Raw genomic sequence first — 15,510 nt, 5'->3', positions numbered from 1 at the left:
CTTCCCCCTTGAAAGGGGGAAGGTCGGGATGGGGGTCGGCCACAGGCGACAGCGGATGTTGTGGAGGCAGGATCCCCACCCGCTTTGCAAGGGGAGGTTTGAGAGTTGCGCTCAATCGCCCTTCGCCATGAACGCCGCGAGCGCATGCTGATCGGCTTTCGGCATGGTCAACCCGAGCTTGGAGCGCCGCCACAGGATATCGTCGGGAAAGCGCGCCCACTCCTTGCGCATGAGGTAGCGCACCTCAACTCCAGTCAACTCCGTGCCGAAGGCCGGGCCGAGATCGGCCTTCTGCTTCGCCTCGCCCAGGATATCCTTCACGTTCAGCCCGTAGGCGGCCACCAGCCGCCGCGCCTGCGCCTCGTCCAGGAAACGCCAGCGGTCGCGCGCGATGTCGACCTCGGTCTCGAAGCGCTGCCAGGCGAATTCGCCGCCCGGCAGCGGCACGGTTGCGGTCCAGCGCGGCGTCATCGGATAGAACCGCGTGAACTCCGAGACCGCCCGCTCGGCGCGGCGCCGCGAGGTGGTGACGTCGCCGCCGAAGATGGTGAGCAGCGGGGCCTTGCCGCGCCTGAAATCGGGCGACGCAGCGCCATCGCTGCTGCGCCGGCGCGCGGGAGCGATGACGGAATTGGCGCCGGAAATCGTTCGCAGCACATCGGCCGGGGTGATCTGCTCGCGAAAATAACGATTGGCTGCGTCGCAGAGATAAGCAACTTCAAGCACACCCATCGCGACAATGGCGGGATCGCCCTTGAACGCATGACCGACGCTGCCGATCAGGGTGAAGTCGCGCTCATAGGGACTGGCGAAGATCAGTTGCCCGTCGCTGTGCTGGAACACATAGACGTTGTCGCAGTCGAACAGGCGGCGCACCACGATCTGGCTGATCTGCACGGTCGCGAGCCGTGGTGCCGGCACGCGCAACACGATGTCGGCGACGGAGGCGGTCCATGCGCCGGTCGCGTTGACCAGCGACCGCGCCGTGATCACCCGGCGATAGCCGCGGTCGATCGTGACCAGCCGCCAGGTGTCGCCTCGCTCGGCCCTGGTCACGCGCGCGCCGGTGCGGATATCGGCGCCGCGCGCTGCGGCATCCACCGCGTTGAGCACGACGAGCCGGGAATCGTCGACGACGCAGTCGGAATATTCGAACGCGGTTCCGAACGGCCGCTTCAGCGCATTGCCGACCGGATGGTGGGTGACATCCAGCGTCGTCGAGCGTGGCAGGCCGCTGCGCGACGCCAACCGTTCGTAGAGCAGCAGCAACGACCGCAATTGCCACGGCGGTCGCTCCTCGGCATGCGCCGGGATCGCAAAGCGCGCCGGCCGCACCAGATGCGGCGCGATGCGTAGCAACACATCGCGTTCCCTCAGCGCCCTGCGGACGCGGAAGAACTCGCGCCGTTCCAGCCCGGCCAGATCGCCATGGACCAGCCGCGGCGAGGCCCCCGACGCGCCGGAGCCGAGATCACCCTGCTCCAGCAGGATCACGCGCAGGCCGCGGCCGGCCGCATCACGCGCAATGCTCGTGCCGTTCAGGCCACCGCCAATGATCGCGAGATCATAATCCGCCATGCGCAACGCCTATCGCATTTCGATGCGAACGGAATACGTATTCGCACCCAAATTGCGTCAAGGCGTGGCGCTGAACGACATGATGTCTGGGTGAAGCGGTCTCACGGCACACTCCACCTCTCCCGCCTGCGGGGTGAGCGTACGCCTGCATAATTTCTGAATATTAGAATAATACCCCTGAGTTGCCCGACGTGTCAAGTAGCCTGCTCGAACGCCGGCCGCCACCGGCTACTTTGCATGGGGTTGTTTTCGATATTTTGGCAGCGCTCCTCCCGCGACGGCCTCGCAAGCGGGAGAGGTACACCGTCTTCGCGACGGCTATCCAATCTGACTCCATCACGCTAGTCCGCACCGACCGAGGCGAAGAAATGTTCGGGGCCATCGACCTCGATCAGCTTCTTGCGTTCGATCACCCAGAACCGGTTGGCCACCGTGCGCACGAACTGGCGGTCGTGCGACACCAACAGGCAGCTGGCCTGCTGCTCCATCAGTTCCTCCTCCAGCGTCTCCTGGCCCTCGATATCGAGGTGGTTGGTCGGCTCGTCGAGCAGATAGAAGTTCGGCTGGGTGAGCCGCAGCACCAGCATGCCGAGACGAGCCTTCTGCCCGCCCGACAGCCGCCCGATCGGACGGCCCTGCATCTCGATCGAGAGCCCGGCGCCGGCGAGCAGGCCACGCGCCCGCTGGTCGCCGACCGCGAAGCGCCGCGTCAGCATATGCAGCGGCGTATCGCTATCCGCGAGATCGGCCAGCGCCTGGTCGCAATAGCCAAGCACGAGCGACTCGGTGGCCCTGATCTCGGCGGCTGCCGCCTCCGCGTCCTCGATCGCCAGCCGCAGCGCTGCGACGAACCGGGTCTTGCCCGCGCCGTTCGGCCCGAGCAGCGCGATCCGGTCGCCCTTGCAGATGAACTGCTGGCCGGTCCTGAACAGCGGCCGGCCGTCGGGGGTGCCGATCGCGGCGTTGTTCAACCTGATCAGAACCTTGGCATGGGTGTCGCGGTTGGCGAGCCGGATCGTGCCGGCCGAGCGTTCCACATGCGCCGGTTTCGCGGTCTCCTCCAGTCTCTCGGCGCGCTGTTTCAATTGCTTGGTCTTCGACAGCAGAAGGTCGCTGCCGGAATTGATGCCGAGGTTGTTGAGCTTGGTGGCCTGCTGCCGGAGTTGGCGGACGGCCTTCATGTCGCGCTGGAAGCGCCGCTCGTCCGAGGCATCGAACTCGTCGAGCGCCGCGCGCGCCGCGGTGTAGGGCAACGCGAACAGCTGCGACCGCTCCGGGCGCAGGAACACCGTCCGGTTGGTGGTCGCATCGAGGAAGGCACGGTCGTGGCTTGCGATCACCACCGGCATCTCGCGCGGCAGCGAATTCAGCCAGGCCTCGAGCCGGCTGATCTTGGCGAGGTCGAGATGGTTGGTCGGCTCATCGAGCAGCAGCACGTCGGGCTCGGTCACCAGCACACGCGCGAGCAGCGCAAGCCGCAGCCAGCCGCCGCTCAATTGCTTGAGCGGTCGTGCCCACAACTCCTCCGGCACCTCCAGCGATTGCAAGGCGACGTCGACCCGCCAGCTTTCGCTGGCGCGCTGCTCGCCGGGTAGCGCCGCGAGCACGGCGGCATGGAACGGGGTATCGAGCAGCCTCGGCGGCGCATCCTGCTCGACATGGCCGACGGTGAGGCCACGCGCGCGGGTGATGTCGCCTTCATTGGGCTCCACGCTGCCTGCGATACAGCGCAGCAGCGTGGATTTGCCGCGGCCGTTGGCGGCAACGAGGCCGATCCGGTCGCCGGCATTGACGACAAGATTCAGTTCGGAAAACAGCGGCGCGTTCAGCGTCACGCCGAGATTGCGTACATTGATGAGGGTCACGATCGATCTCTGGTCTTGCCGGCGATCACGACATCCCGCGGCGTCCAGCCATCGTTGGATGTGCGTGTCGGTGCGCGGCGAGGATTCAAATGCAGGCGCGAACGCTCAAAGGTTCGACGCCGCACGGCCACGAAGGGCAGACCAGGAAGAGATTTTGTCCGAGTTTCCGGTCAGCCCTGCAAACGCATTTGCAGGGCGTTGACGGGGCCACGCCTGAAGTGATGATCGATGAATGTCGCCACGACGCAGCCCTCCTTTCTCGGCAAGAATGTTGTGGTGGCCCGAGATTTAACCGGACGTGCCGCGGATGGCAAGCGCCGCCGGCCGGGCCGGTCCGACGGTTCAGGCCGATTTACCCGGCTCTGCGCACGGTTTCGGCAAGCCGGTCGCCGCCGACCAGCGCGGCAAATTGACCGATCGGGGCGGGCCGGCCGATCAGATAGCCCTGCACCGCGTCGCAGCCTTCCTCGGAGAGGAAGCTGAGCTGCGCCTCGGTCTCGACGCCTTCGGCGACGATCGACATTTCGAGGCCGTGACCGAGATCGATGACCGCGCGGACGATCGCGGCCGATTGCGGATTGCGGCCGAGATTGATGACGAAAGCGCGGTCGATCTTGATCTTGTCGAACGGAAACGCCTGCAGGTAGCTCAGCGAGGAATAGCCGCTGCCGAAATCATCCATCGAGATGCGCACGCCGAGCGCCTTCAGTCGCCGCAGCAGCGACAGGCCGCGGTCGAAATCCTCGATCAGCACGCCCTCGGTGATTTCGAGCTCGAGGCGATCGGGCGTCAGCCCGGTCTCGAGCAGGATCGAATGCACGAGCCCGACGAGGTCGCCATGGGTGAACTGCGCCGGCGACAGGTTCACCGCGATCTGCATCGGCACCGCCCAGGAGGCGGCCTCACGGCAGGCTTCGCGCAAAATCCATTCGCCCATCTCGACGATCAGGCCGCTTTCTTCCGCGAGCGGAATGAAGTCACTGGGCGGCACGAAGCCGCGCTGCGGATGGTGCCAGCGCGCCAGCGCCTCGAAGCCGATGATGTGGCTGCCCGCAACGCTGGCGCCGGTGGCCGCCTGCGGCTGGTAGTAGAGCGACAATTCGCCGTTCTTGATCGCGACCGACAGCTCCTGATGCAGCACGCGGCGATCGCGGATCTGCTGGTCCATCTCCGGCTCGAAGATCGAGATGGTGCCGCGCGACTTGGCCTTGGCGCGGAACAGCGCCGCGCCCGAATTGGCCAGCAGCGAGGCGGCGTCGGATCCGTTGTGCGGGAACACCGCGATGCCGGTGGTGAGGCCGGTGCGCACCGATTTGCCGTCGATCGCGAAATCCTCACCCAACGCCTCGGCGGCCTGCTCGGCCAGCGCAATGCCGGCGGCCGGCTGCCGGCCGTCGATGATCAGGCCGAATTCGTCGCCGGACAGCCGCGCGACCACGCCGCCGCGCGCCACGGTCTGCAAGCGCTGCGCGACCTCGATCAGCACCTTGTCGCCCATCGCATGACCGTAGACGTCGTTGATCTCCTTCAGCCCGTCGAGGTCGACGCAGAGCACGGCGAACTCCTCGTCGGTGCCGTCGCAGGCCTCGATCATCTGGGTCAGCGCCTGCAGGAAGGCGGCGCGGTTCGGCAGATCGGTCAGGCCGTCATGATAGGCCATGTGCGCCATGCGCGACTCGGTCTGGCGCCGGTCGGTGACGTCCTCATGGGTCTTGATCAGATATTGCGGCTCGCCATGGTCGTCGAGCACGGTCATGCGGCGGGTCAGGAACAGCCGCAGACCGTCCTTGGTCGAGATCGGGTGCTCCTCGGCGATCATGCTGCGCTTCCGGATCGCAGCCTCGTCGCGGGCGACGATCAGCTTGGCTTCGCGCGCATTGAAGATGTCGGACGCGGTGAGCCCGGCGGCGTCTTCGCGGCGGCGATTGAGGATCGTCTCGGCGCTGCGGTTGGCCAGCAGGTAACGGCCGTCGCTGACGCGCTGCACGATCAGCGACACCGGGATGTTGTCGACCACGAGCTCGAGGAATTTCTTGTTGTTCTCGAGCTCGCGCGACAACGAACGGCGATCGGTGACGTCCTCGAACAGCGCGATCAGGAATTCCGGATCGCCGGCCTCGTTGCGGGCGATCACGCGGTTCGAGGCCAGGATGCGCCTCTCCGAGCCGCGTTCGACGAAGAATTCGCTGCGGTGATAGCCTTCCGGCGCGTCCAGCGCGGCGCGGTCGGCGGTGTCGATGCTGACGGCGGTCTCGGGACGGAAGATCTCGTCGGCGCGCTTGCCCACGATGTGATCGCGGGAGAAGCGCGAGAAGCGCTCGAACGCGCGGTTGGCGAAGATGTAGCGGCCGTCCTCGATGTTCTTGGCCGCGACGCAGACCGGGACGTTGTCGAGCACGGATTCGAGGAATTGCGTGGTCGAGGCGAGCTTGCGCGACAGCTTGCGCTGGTCGGTGCAATCGAGATGGGTCGCGACCGAGCCGCCGTTCGGCAGCGGAAAATATTTCACCAGCACCGACCGGCCGCCGGGCAGTTCGGTGACCAGCCCATCGGGCGCTGCGGCCCTGGCGAAGAAATCCTCGGCGCTGATGTCGAGCACGCCGCGGTCGCGGCGCAGCTCCAACAGCTCGGTGCCGGTCATGTTGCGCCTGATGTCGGCACGCGACAGGCCGTAGATGTCGAGATAGCGGTCGTTGCAGAACACGATGCGCTCGCGCGCATCGGTCATCACCACGCCCTGGTTCAGGTGGTTGAGGGCGGACGACACGAAGGCGTTGCGCCGCAGTTGCGCGCGCTTGGCCTTGCGCAGGGCCGAAAGAATCCACAGCCCGACCGCGCCGAGGAAGGAGGCAACCACGACGCTGCCGATCAGGAGCTCCCAGACCACACCGGGATCTAGGTCACCAAGGTAGGTCGACGGCGCGAAGGCGGCGGAGGCGGCCCGGGCTGCACCGACCGGCACGACGGCGGCGATCAGGCAAAGGACGGCCCTTGCCGGAATCGAATTCTTCCCGCCCGCCTGCCACTTCCTGCCAGCCATCAATCACCCGCGGATTTCCGGGGTGAGTGTCCGGCTCCGGCGGTTTGGATCGGGTAAACGCGTAGGGATGCAACTGGAAAATGCCCCTTAATGTACGGCAATTGCCCTGACATGATTAATGCTGCCCTAACAGGGCATGGCTCCCCAACTATTTGAGATGGCCCAAGCACTTGGCTAATAAGCACTTGCCCAAAATGATGGGATCGGCTGAACGATGTTGGCGGCAACGGCGTGGCTGCGCGGAAATGTTCGGACGTGAAGGACGAGATGGACAGGGTTGATTGCGTGATCGTCGGAGCGGGGGTGATCGGCCTCGCGGTGGCGCGCCGGCTGGCACAGGCCGGCCGCGAAGTGATTGTGATCGAAGAGGCCGAGGGGATCGGCACCGTGACCTCGTCGCGAAACAGCGAGGTGATCCACGCCGGCATCTACTACCGGGCCGGCAGCCTGATGGCGCGGATGTGCGTCAGCGGCAAGCGGGCGCTTTATCGTTACTGCGCCGAGCACGGCATCCCGCACAGGAATTGCGGCAAGCTGATCGTCGCCACCACGGCCAAAGAGACCGAAAAACTGCAGTCGATCCGGGCCCATGCCGAGGCCAACGGCGTCGACGACATGCAGCTCTTGTCCGGCGAGGCGGCCCGCGGACTGGAGCCGGCGCTGAACTGCGACGCGGCGCTGCTGTCGCCCTCCACCGGGATCATCGACAGCCATGCCTATATGCTGGCGCTGCGCGGCGACGCCGAGGCGGCCGGAGCGGCATTCGCCTTCCATACGCCGCTGCTCCACGCCAGGGCCACCGCCAACGGGTTCGAAATCGAAGCCGGCGGCGCCGCGCCCATGACGCTGGCCTGCGATCTCCTGGTCAATGCCGCCGGCCTCGGCGCGACGGCCGTCGCGCGCAACGTCGAGGGCATGCCGATCGCGTTGATTCCAACGGCCTATTTGGCCAAGGGCAATTACTTCAGTTGCAGCGCCAAGGCGCCGTTCTCGCACCTGATCTATCCGGTGCCGGAGCCCGGCGGGCTCGGCGTGCACCTGACGCTCGACCTGGCCGGACAGGCGAGGTTCGGCCCCGACGTCGAATGGATCGATCACATCGATTACGCCGTCGACCCTGATCGGGCCGAGCGGTTCTATCCGGCGATCCGCAAATACTGGCCGACGCTTCCGGACGGGGCGCTGATGCCGAGCTATTCGGGAATCCGGCCCAAGATCGTACCACCGGCGGTCGCGACCCAGGATTTCCTGATCCAGGGACCGGCCGATCACGGCGTCGCGGGCCTGATCAACCTGTTCGGGATCGAATCGCCTGGACTCACGTCATCGCTCGCGGTCGCCGACCATGTCGGCGAGCTGGCAGAGCTCTGAGCAAATGCAACATGGCCTCCCGAGGGATGCGCGCTGCGGCGTTCATCCCTCGGTAAAAGGCCAGATTATTTGCAAATTTGCGGAGGAACCGGCTTAGTGGACCGTGTCGTCGGCGGAAAGTCTCAACCGCTCGATTTGGTCCTTGACCATCAACTTGCGGCGCTTGAGCTCGCAAATGTGGAGATCGTCTACGGAGGGGTGAACGAGTGCTTCGTGCAGTTCGTTCTCGAGTATTTTGTGCTTACGCTCCAGCTCAACGAGATGGGCCTGTATTGCCATTGCGAACACTCCTCGGTGCGTTAAACCTCAGGTTCGATCCGGACCAATAAGTCTACACGAGTGGGCGGTACTGTCGATAGGGGACGCGAAATGCCGCATGCACTCATTTCGGTTTATCTGTAACTAATCGTGACTATGGAACCGGTTCGGCTTGCGCCGCGCGCGCTCAGGGAGGATATTCCGGCGAGCGGCTGCTTCGGCCGCAACAATCTCGTCGTGCTTACCAGTCAATACACAACCATGAACGATCAGGATGAGCGCGAACTCCTCGCCGAGCTTGCGCGTCTGCAACAAGAGCACCGCGACCTCGATGCCGCGATCGACGCGCTGCATCAATCGCCGGCGCCGGATCTCTTGATGCTGCAACGCTTGAAGAAGCGGAAGCTGCAATTGCGCGATCGCATCGCCTTCATCGAAGATCAGATCACGCCCGACATCATCGCCTGACGCCCGCCTCGGCGGTTCGGCGGCCCGCCGGTTCAGATCCGGCGGCGGTTTTCCCCGTCATCCACAGCGCCCGACTGGCTTCACGTTCGCGACAACGGACGCGCGTGTGCTTTTCGGCGCTTGACTCCAAAAGAACAAAATAAGAACATGTCGATCCATCCGCCAGCCATCAGAGGGAGTTTCGCCATGTCCGCACCGCCTTCCCTGCCCGACAACAGCCGCTACGAGCAGGCCTGCGATCAGGCGATCGCGATGTGCGACGGCAACCTGCGCAGCACCATCAAGGCGCTGATCATGGCCAACGAATATCTGGAAGCCGAGCTCGAGGAATTGCAGGCCGCGATCACGGCCGGCTGCGTGCCGGCGCGAACCCATGCGGCGAGCGACGCCGCCTGATCTTCAGGGAGCACAGCAATGGCGGACGTGACCTATTACGTGGCGCTGCCTTTCATGCAGGACGACGACGGCACGCCGGTCGCCGGCAGTGCCGAGGAATGCCAGAGCTCGGCGATCGCGCTGCGCCGGGCGGAGACGATGTCGCGGATGCCCGGCAGCATCGGCGCCGTCGCGTTCAGCCGCACCGGCGATCCCGCGATCGGCGAATTCGGCGATGCCAAGCTGCTGCGGGCCTACGGCAATGTGCCGGAGGATCTGAGCGCGCTGTAATTTTCAGGATTCGTGGCGCCGCTGCGCCTTGCGCACATACATCGCACGATCGGCCTCATCGAGCACGCGATCGGCATCCGAATGTGCGGTGAGGATCGCAACGCCCGCGGAAGCGCCCGCGGAGACGCGGCTGCCGCGGAACACGAAGGTCAGGTGATCAATCGCTTCTTCAAGTGCAGCCGCCTTGGCGCGAGCATCGGTCTCGCTGAGATTCCACAACAGCACCGCGAACTCGTCGCCACCGAGACGGCCGATCACGTCGGAGGCGCGCACCTGGTCCGATATCGCGGCGACGATCGTCTTCAGCACCTCGTCACCTGCCGCGTGCCCGAAGGCATCGTTGATCGGCTTGAGGCGGTCGACGTCGAGCACGATCAGCGCGCCGGAGGCCTGATAGCGCTTGATGAAGGAGAGCGAACGGACGAGCTCGCGCTCGAAGCCGCGCCGGTTCAGGATGTCGAGCAGGAAGTCGGTCTCGGCGGAGGCCTGCAGCTCCTCGATCCGGGCCTGGGCCCGCGCCAGCTGCGCCCGCAACCTGCGGATCGTGGATTTGTCGCCGGACGCGACCGCGCCGCGCGTGGAAGCTTCGGTTCCAGCCGCTTTGGTTCCAGTCCCCTTTGTTGCCGTCCTGCCGGGCGCGGATTTGCGCACGGCAGGCGCGCCTTTTCGTCGTTTTGCCGCCCCGGAGGCCGCCGCGGTCGTCTTCTTCTTCATGCGCATCCTTGTTGAGGCCTGCTTATGAAGGCTTGCCGGGATTCACCAAGACAGGATAGTCCATTCTAACTCCCTTGCCACGCCTTGGATGCCGCCCGGGCCGCCCCTATAATCGGCCTATGCTTTTGGATTCCTGCACAGAATTGAAGAGATGACCGCTCCGATCGCCATCATCATGGGAAGCCAGTCCGACTGGGAAACCATGCGCCATGCTGCCGAGACCCTGGCTGCGCTGGGTGTTGCCTGCGAAACGCGCATCGTTTCGGCGCACCGCACCCCCGATCGGCTCTATGCCTTTGCCAAGGGCGCCAAGGCGGCCGGGCACAAGGTGATCATTGCCGGCGCCGGCGGTGCCGCCCATCTGCCGGGCATGACGGCGGCGCTGACGGAGCTTCCGGTGTTCGGGGTTCCCGTCGAATCGAAGGCGCTGTCCGGCGTCGATTCGCTGTACTCGATCGTGCAGATGCCGGCCGGCATCCCGGTCGGGACGCTGGCGATCGGCAAGCCCGGTGCGATCAATGCCGCGTTGCTCGCGGCAAGCGTGCTCGCGCTCAACGATCCCGCATTGTCGGTCCGTCTTGCGGCCTGGCGCACGCAGCAGACCGATGCGGTCAAGGAGCATCCGGAGGGCTCGGCGTGACGGCTTCGAACCTCGTGAAGCTGAAGCCGGGCGACACCATTGGAATCCTCGGCGGCGGACAATTGGGCCGGATGCTGGTGCTTGCCGCCGCGCGCCTCGGGCTCCGCTGCCAGGTGTTTTCGCCGGATCCGGACTCGCCGGCCTTCGACGTGGTGCAGAACGCGACCTGCGCGGAATATGCCGACGTCGAGGCGCTCGAACTGTTCGCCAACGACGTCGACGTCGTCACCTATGAATTCGAGAATGTGCCGGCTGCGACCGCGATGGTGCTCGCCGCGCGCCGTCCGGTGCTGCCCGCACAGAAGATCCTCGAGACCACGCAGGACCGGCTGATCGAGAAGGATTTCGTCAGCAAGCTCGGGATCGGCACCGCCGATTATGCCGACGTCTCATCGGTCGCCACGCTGCGCGCAGCGATCGAACGGATCGGCCTACCCGCCGTGATCAAGACCCGCCGCTTCGGCTATGACGGCAAGGGCCAGGCCATCATCCGCGCCGGTGATTACATCGAGCAGGTCTGGCAGGACATCGGCACCAAGTCGGCCATCCTCGAGGCCTTCGTGCCGTTCGAGCGCGAGATCTCGGTGATCGCGGCGCGCTCAGCTTCCGGCGAGGTCGAGTGCTTCGACGTCACCGAGAACGAGCACCGCGACCACATCCTGAAGACTTCCCGCGCGCCGGCCGCGATCCCCGACGAGCTTGCGGCGCAGGCGCGGGCGATCGCCGAAAAGATCGCCGCGGCGCTCGACTATGTCGGCGTGCTCGCGGTGGAGATGTTCGTGGTAACAGGCACGGACACACCGACGGTGCTGGTCAACGAGATCGCGCCGCGCGTGCACAATTCCGGCCACTGGACGCTCGACGGCGCCTCGATCTCACAGTTCGAGCAGCACATCCGCGCGATCGCCGGCTGGCCGCTCGGCAAGCCGGTGCGCCACGGCGATGTCACCATGACCAACCTGATCGGCGACGACATCCTGAGCTACGAGCAGTGGCTCACCGTTCCCGGCGCCACTGTTCATCTATACGGCAAGGGCACGCCGCGCCCTGGCCGCAAGATGGGGCACGTCACCGAAGTGACGCCGGCCCGTAAGCCGTAATTCCACACCGGCGGCCGCGGCCGCCTTCGCGCCATCGACGGAAATGGGATCGTGGCAACCACGATCCCATTAGCGCTCTAGCCGATCACGCTGTCTTGACACCGGCGACGATGCCGGTCGGCTCGTCGCTGAGCCAGCGATAGATCACGCCGCCGAGCGCACCGCCGATCAGCGGCGCGACCCAGAACATCCAGAGCTGCCCCAGCGCCCAGCCGCCGACGAACAGAGCCGGCCCGGTGCTGCGCGCCGGGTTCACCGAGGTGTTGGTGACGGGAATGCTGACGAGATGGATCATCACCAGCGCGAGACCGATGGCGAGCGGCGCGAAGCCGGCGGGCGCCTTGCCGTGGGTCGATCCCATGATGATGAACAGGAACATCATGGTCATCACCACTTCGGTGATGAAGCACACCACCATGCTGTAGTGGCCGGGTGAGTGCGCGTCATAGCCGTTGGAGGCGAAGCCCTTGGTGACATCGAAGCCGGGCGCGCCGCTGGCGATCACATAGAGCAGCCAGGCCGCGATGATCGCGCCGGCGACCTGCGCGATGATGTAGGGCAGCACCTGGCCGCCGGGGAAACGCCCGCCCGCGGCGAGCCCGACCGTCACGGCCGGATTGAGGTGGCAACCCGAGATATGGCCGATCGCATAGGCCATGGTCACCACGCTCAGCCCGAAGGCCAATGACACACCGACCAGGCCGATCCCGACCTGCGGAAAGCCGGCCGCGATCACCGCGCTGCCGCAGCCAGCGAATGTGAGCCAGAACGTACCGATCAGCTCGGCCGCGTATTTCTTCATGTCCATGTGGCATCTCCCCTATTTCCAATGTCCGGGTTATCTGAAACTCCGGGAGCGGCCCCGATCCTGGCGCCAAACCACCCAAATCAGGGCCGCACGAAGGCATTTTCGCCCCATTTCGTGGCTTTACTAGGCCCTAAAGTCACTCGACCGGTGGACATCTGCGCGTTTGTCTGATACATGCGCGCGCCTAGGGTTAAGAGGCAGGCCTTTTGCCGCCCCTTTACCTTGCCAGAATTCCGAACCGATCAATTCAAAAGAGGATGCCGCGTGCAGGTTCTCGTCCGCGATAACAATGTCGACCAAGCCCTGAAGGCGCTGAAGAAGAAGATGCAGCGCGAGGGCATTTTCCGCGAGATGAAGCTCCGCGGTCACTACGAAAAGCCCTCTGAGAAGAAGGCTCGCGAAAAGGCCGAAGCCGTGCGCCGCGCACGCAAGCTGGCGCGCAAGAAGCTGCAGCGCGAAGGCCTGCTGCCGATGAAGCCGAAGCCGGTGTTCGGCGCTGGTCCCGGTGGCGACCGTGGCGGCCGTCCCGGTGGTGCTGGCGCTGGTCGCGGACCTCGCTGAACCGTTTTGCCGATATGGAAGTCTAACAGCGCGGGCCACGGGCCCGCGTTGTCGTTTTGAAGCCAGCCGCGTTCCGGGGTACCCATGCAAAACGACCGGCAAGAGCATTTTGCATGATGGCTGATCCGGCACTCCGCTCCCCGCTCCCAGACGCTGCACACCGCCCTCGTGCGGCGCACCTCGTCATCATGGCCGTGGTTCTCGGCCTGCCGCTCGGGGGCTGTTCCTTCGACCTGGGATCATGGGGCTCGGACGACAAGCCGAAACCGGCTGCCGCTGCCGACAAGCCTGCTGCCGACACCATCACCCCACAGGACATCAACAGCGCCAAGGATCACGCCACGCGCGGCCAGGTGCTGGCGCATTCCGGCAAGCTCGATGAGGCGCAGGCGGAATTCGAGCAGGCGCTGACCGCCGACCCCTACAACATCCAGGCGCTGTACGGCCGTGGCCTGATCTATCAAGGCCGCGGACAACATCAGCAGGCGATCGACGATTTCACGGCGGCGAGCGGGCTGTCGCCGCAGAAGGCCGAGCCGCTGATCGGCCGCGCCACCAGCTACCTCGCGCTCGACAAGGCCAAGCAGGCCGCCTCCGACCTCGACGAGGCCGTGCAGGCCGATCCCGGCAATGTTGCGGCGTGGAGCGCCCGCGGCCAGGCCTATGAGCGGCTCGGCGACAAGGCCAAGGCAGCGGCGTCCTACAATCGCGCGCTCGCGCTGCGGCCAAATGACGGAAGCGCGCGCAGCGGGCTGGCGCGCACTGGCGGCTAGAGCTTCGGTTCTGATTAAATCAGAACCGAAGCTCTAGATTCTTGTTTTGACGCGTTTTCTTCACGCGAACCGGCGTCCACTTCGCTCGAACAGGATGCATCGAGAACGATAGATCCGTGCTGCGCGTTACTTCGGCAGGACGGCGTGGAACATCGACTTCATGCCGGAGAACATGTCGTCGGTCACCGACGGGCGCTCGTTCTTCGGCGCCGGCATCGCAGCGTCGGCGCGCAGGTCCAGCGGAGCCTGCAACACCGGGACCGGAATGTCGGCCGGCGGCGTCAGCCGATTCGAATCCTGGGCATTGGCGGCGTAGGGCGGACGCGGCTGCGAGGCTTGATCGGCATTGTCGCTGGACGGGTTCGACACCATGATCGGCGGCGGCAACGGCCGGATCGTCGGGGCTGCCGCCGGACGCTGCTGGTCAGGCAGGCGGGCGAGATCGGTGCTGCGAGCGTCCTGGGTCCGCCCAGCGTCCTGGGACCGTGCAGCGTCCTGCGGCCGCTCCTTGCGCAGCCGCTCGATGGCGGCACGCGCAAGATCGTTGGCATCGCGGGCTTCCTCCGGCGTGACGGCGGACTCGACCGGCGCCGCGGCGGGCGCAGCCTTCGCGACCGCCTTCGGCGCTGCCGGATGATGGCGCGCATCGGCCGGGATGCTGGCCGTCTCGGCCGGCGCATCAGCTTTGGTGTCGGCAGATTTGGTATCAGCCGATTTGGGATCGGCGGGCTTCTCGGTGACGGTGGCCTTCTCCGACGCCGACCGCTCGATCAGGGTGCGCTCGGACATGCCCTTGGCCTTCACGCCGGCTTCCGGGAGGCTGCTGACCACGGTGGACTTTTCGGCAGGCTTGGCGGCGGCTTTCGGATCCGCCTTGGGATCCACGGCGGCGGTCACGGCGGCGGCATCGGGCGCTTGCGGCTTGGCCACGATGTAATGATTGACGATGTACGCCCCGATGATGGTCGCTGCCACCGAGGGTAAGATGTCCATCACGAATTTCTTCAGGTAACTCAGCATGACCTGCCACTCCCCACCCCGTTATTTCATGCTGGAACTTTGAGGCACATTCAGGGATCAACTGCGACGGATCGGTGGCAAACCCCCGTTCCGACGTCACCTTTGGTGTCACTTTGGTTTCAGCGGAGGCGCCCCCTGCGCAGGCCGCATCCGCCTTCTAGATCATCCTGCAGCCGTTAACGGGTTATGAATTTCCACAGCCCGGCCGACTCGGATCTGCCATTCGGCGCGCGCAGGGTTCCTTGCAGGGCTTTTGCACCGCGTCAGGGCTTGAGTTCGACCTCGAGGAACACGATCTCGCTGGCCGTCTCGTTAAGCACGTCGTGCTGGACCCCCGCCTTGCGGAAATAGGACCTGCCGGCCCCGAGCTGTGCCTTCGAGCGTTCGCCGTTCGGCGCTACGATGGTCATTTCGCCTGCCGTGATCGGAACGATGACGTAGTCCATCTCATGGGTGTGGTGGCCGGTGGCGCTGCCCGGCGCGAGCCGCCATTCGGTCACGCGGACCTCCGCCGTATCCACCTGAACATCCGATTTGGCGCTGAGCATCGTCACTTCTCCACGAAAGCGTTTTCAAGCGAAGTGGATACCGGTTCGCGTGAAGAAAACGCGTCAAAACTAGAATCTCGAGCACCGTTCCGCTTCAAGC

The 15,510-nt window shown here is 65.3% G+C and carries 16 protein-coding genes; 8 read left to right on the top strand and 8 right to left on the bottom strand.

Features of this window, described 5'->3' with window-relative positions:
• Positions 1-111: 111 nt before the first annotated feature.
• The 3 genes from AAFG07_RS05895 to AAFG07_RS05885 form a co-directional block, all read right to left on the bottom strand.
• Positions 112-1,578, bottom strand: coding sequence for a glycerol-3-phosphate dehydrogenase (locus AAFG07_RS05895; protein WP_342726411.1), 1,467 nt, complete (start codon positions 1,576-1,578; stop codon positions 112-114).
• A gap of 341 nt (positions 1,579-1,919) precedes the next feature.
• Complete coding sequence (locus tag AAFG07_RS05890) at positions 1,920-3,443, bottom strand: ABC-F family ATP-binding cassette domain-containing protein (RefSeq protein WP_342726410.1); 1,524 nt, start codon at positions 3,441-3,443, stop codon at positions 1,920-1,922.
• Positions 3,444-3,795: 352 nt separating this feature from the next.
• Positions 3,796-6,483: an EAL domain-containing protein gene (locus tag AAFG07_RS05885; protein WP_342726409.1), complete on the bottom strand. Its 2,688-nt coding sequence runs from the start codon at positions 6,481-6,483 to the stop codon at positions 3,796-3,798.
• A gap of 267 nt (positions 6,484-6,750) precedes the next feature.
• Here AAFG07_RS05885 and AAFG07_RS05880 point away from each other — a divergent pair, with 267 nt between their 5' ends.
• Positions 6,751-7,854: an NAD(P)/FAD-dependent oxidoreductase gene (locus AAFG07_RS05880; RefSeq protein WP_342726408.1), complete on the top strand. Its 1,104-nt coding sequence runs from the start codon at positions 6,751-6,753 to the stop codon at positions 7,852-7,854.
• Between the two features lie 93 nt (positions 7,855-7,947).
• On the opposite strand, the gene AAFG07_RS05875 is transcribed toward AAFG07_RS05880, so the two are convergent.
• A complete protein-coding gene (locus AAFG07_RS05875) occupies positions 7,948-8,133 on the bottom strand; it encodes a DUF465 domain-containing protein (RefSeq protein WP_050422666.1) in 186 nt (61 codons plus the stop codon).
• Positions 8,134-8,373: 240 nt separating this feature from the next.
• Between AAFG07_RS05875 and AAFG07_RS05870 the strand changes: the two genes are divergently transcribed.
• The 3 genes from AAFG07_RS05870 (at position 8,374) to AAFG07_RS05860 (ending at position 9,246) form a co-directional block, all read left to right on the top strand.
• Positions 8,374-8,580 (top strand): DUF465 domain-containing protein, encoded by a 207-nt coding sequence (locus AAFG07_RS05870; protein ID WP_024583705.1) that lies wholly within the window; start codon positions 8,374-8,376, stop codon positions 8,578-8,580.
• A 186-nt stretch (positions 8,581-8,766) separates the two neighbouring features.
• Positions 8,767-8,976, top strand: a complete 210-nt coding sequence (locus AAFG07_RS05865; protein WP_342726407.1) for a hypothetical protein — start codon at positions 8,767-8,769, stop codon at positions 8,974-8,976.
• Positions 8,977-8,994: 18 nt separating this feature from the next.
• Positions 8,995-9,246, top strand: coding sequence for a hypothetical protein (locus tag AAFG07_RS05860; RefSeq protein WP_050422668.1), 252 nt, complete (start codon positions 8,995-8,997; stop codon positions 9,244-9,246).
• A 3-nt stretch (positions 9,247-9,249) separates the two neighbouring features.
• On the opposite strand, the gene AAFG07_RS05855 is transcribed toward AAFG07_RS05860, so the two are convergent.
• Positions 9,250-9,966: a GGDEF domain-containing protein gene (locus AAFG07_RS05855; protein WP_342726406.1), complete on the bottom strand. Its 717-nt coding sequence runs from the start codon at positions 9,964-9,966 to the stop codon at positions 9,250-9,252.
• A gap of 145 nt (positions 9,967-10,111) precedes the next feature.
• Between AAFG07_RS05855 and purE the strand changes: the two genes are divergently transcribed.
• Both purE and AAFG07_RS05845 read left to right on the top strand, forming a co-directional pair.
• Positions 10,112-10,600, top strand: coding sequence for a 5-(carboxyamino)imidazole ribonucleotide mutase (gene purE / locus AAFG07_RS05850; protein ID WP_342726405.1), 489 nt, complete (start codon positions 10,112-10,114; stop codon positions 10,598-10,600).
• Positions 10,597-11,700, top strand: a complete 1,104-nt coding sequence (locus tag AAFG07_RS05845; protein WP_342726404.1) for a 5-(carboxyamino)imidazole ribonucleotide synthase — start codon at positions 10,597-10,599, stop codon at positions 11,698-11,700. Before purE ends, AAFG07_RS05845 begins: the two co-directional genes overlap by 4 nt.
• Positions 11,701-11,785: 85 nt before the next feature.
• Here the strand turns inward: AAFG07_RS05845 and aqpZ are convergent, their stop codons facing one another.
• Complete coding sequence (gene aqpZ, locus AAFG07_RS05840; protein WP_092123506.1) at positions 11,786-12,508, bottom strand: aquaporin Z; 723 nt, start codon at positions 12,506-12,508, stop codon at positions 11,786-11,788.
• Positions 12,509-12,772: 264 nt separating this feature from the next.
• Here aqpZ and rpsU point away from each other — a divergent pair, with 264 nt between their 5' ends.
• On the top strand, positions 12,773-13,069 hold the full coding sequence (gene rpsU / locus AAFG07_RS05835) for a 30S ribosomal protein S21 (protein ID WP_021078544.1): 297 nt from the start codon (positions 12,773-12,775) through the stop codon (positions 13,067-13,069).
• A 188-nt stretch (positions 13,070-13,257) separates the two neighbouring features.
• Positions 13,258-13,842, top strand: a complete 585-nt coding sequence (locus AAFG07_RS05830; RefSeq protein ID WP_342726403.1) for a tetratricopeptide repeat protein — start codon at positions 13,258-13,260, stop codon at positions 13,840-13,842.
• A gap of 126 nt (positions 13,843-13,968) precedes the next feature.
• On the opposite strand, the gene AAFG07_RS05825 is transcribed toward AAFG07_RS05830, so the two are convergent.
• Positions 13,969-14,862, bottom strand: coding sequence for a hypothetical protein (locus AAFG07_RS05825; RefSeq protein WP_342726402.1), 894 nt, complete (start codon positions 14,860-14,862; stop codon positions 13,969-13,971).
• 263 nt (positions 14,863-15,125) lie between these two features.
• Positions 15,126-15,410, bottom strand: a complete 285-nt coding sequence (locus tag AAFG07_RS05820; RefSeq protein WP_092123500.1) for a cupin domain-containing protein — start codon at positions 15,408-15,410, stop codon at positions 15,126-15,128.
• Positions 15,411-15,510 lie beyond the last annotated feature (100 nt).

It is taken from the genome of Bradyrhizobium sp. B097, assembly GCF_038957035.1.
Lineage (GTDB): Bacteria > Pseudomonadota > Alphaproteobacteria > Rhizobiales > Xanthobacteraceae > Bradyrhizobium.
The sequence above is the reverse complement of the archived record's forward strand: the minus strand, read 5'-3'. Positions and strand labels throughout refer to the sequence as shown.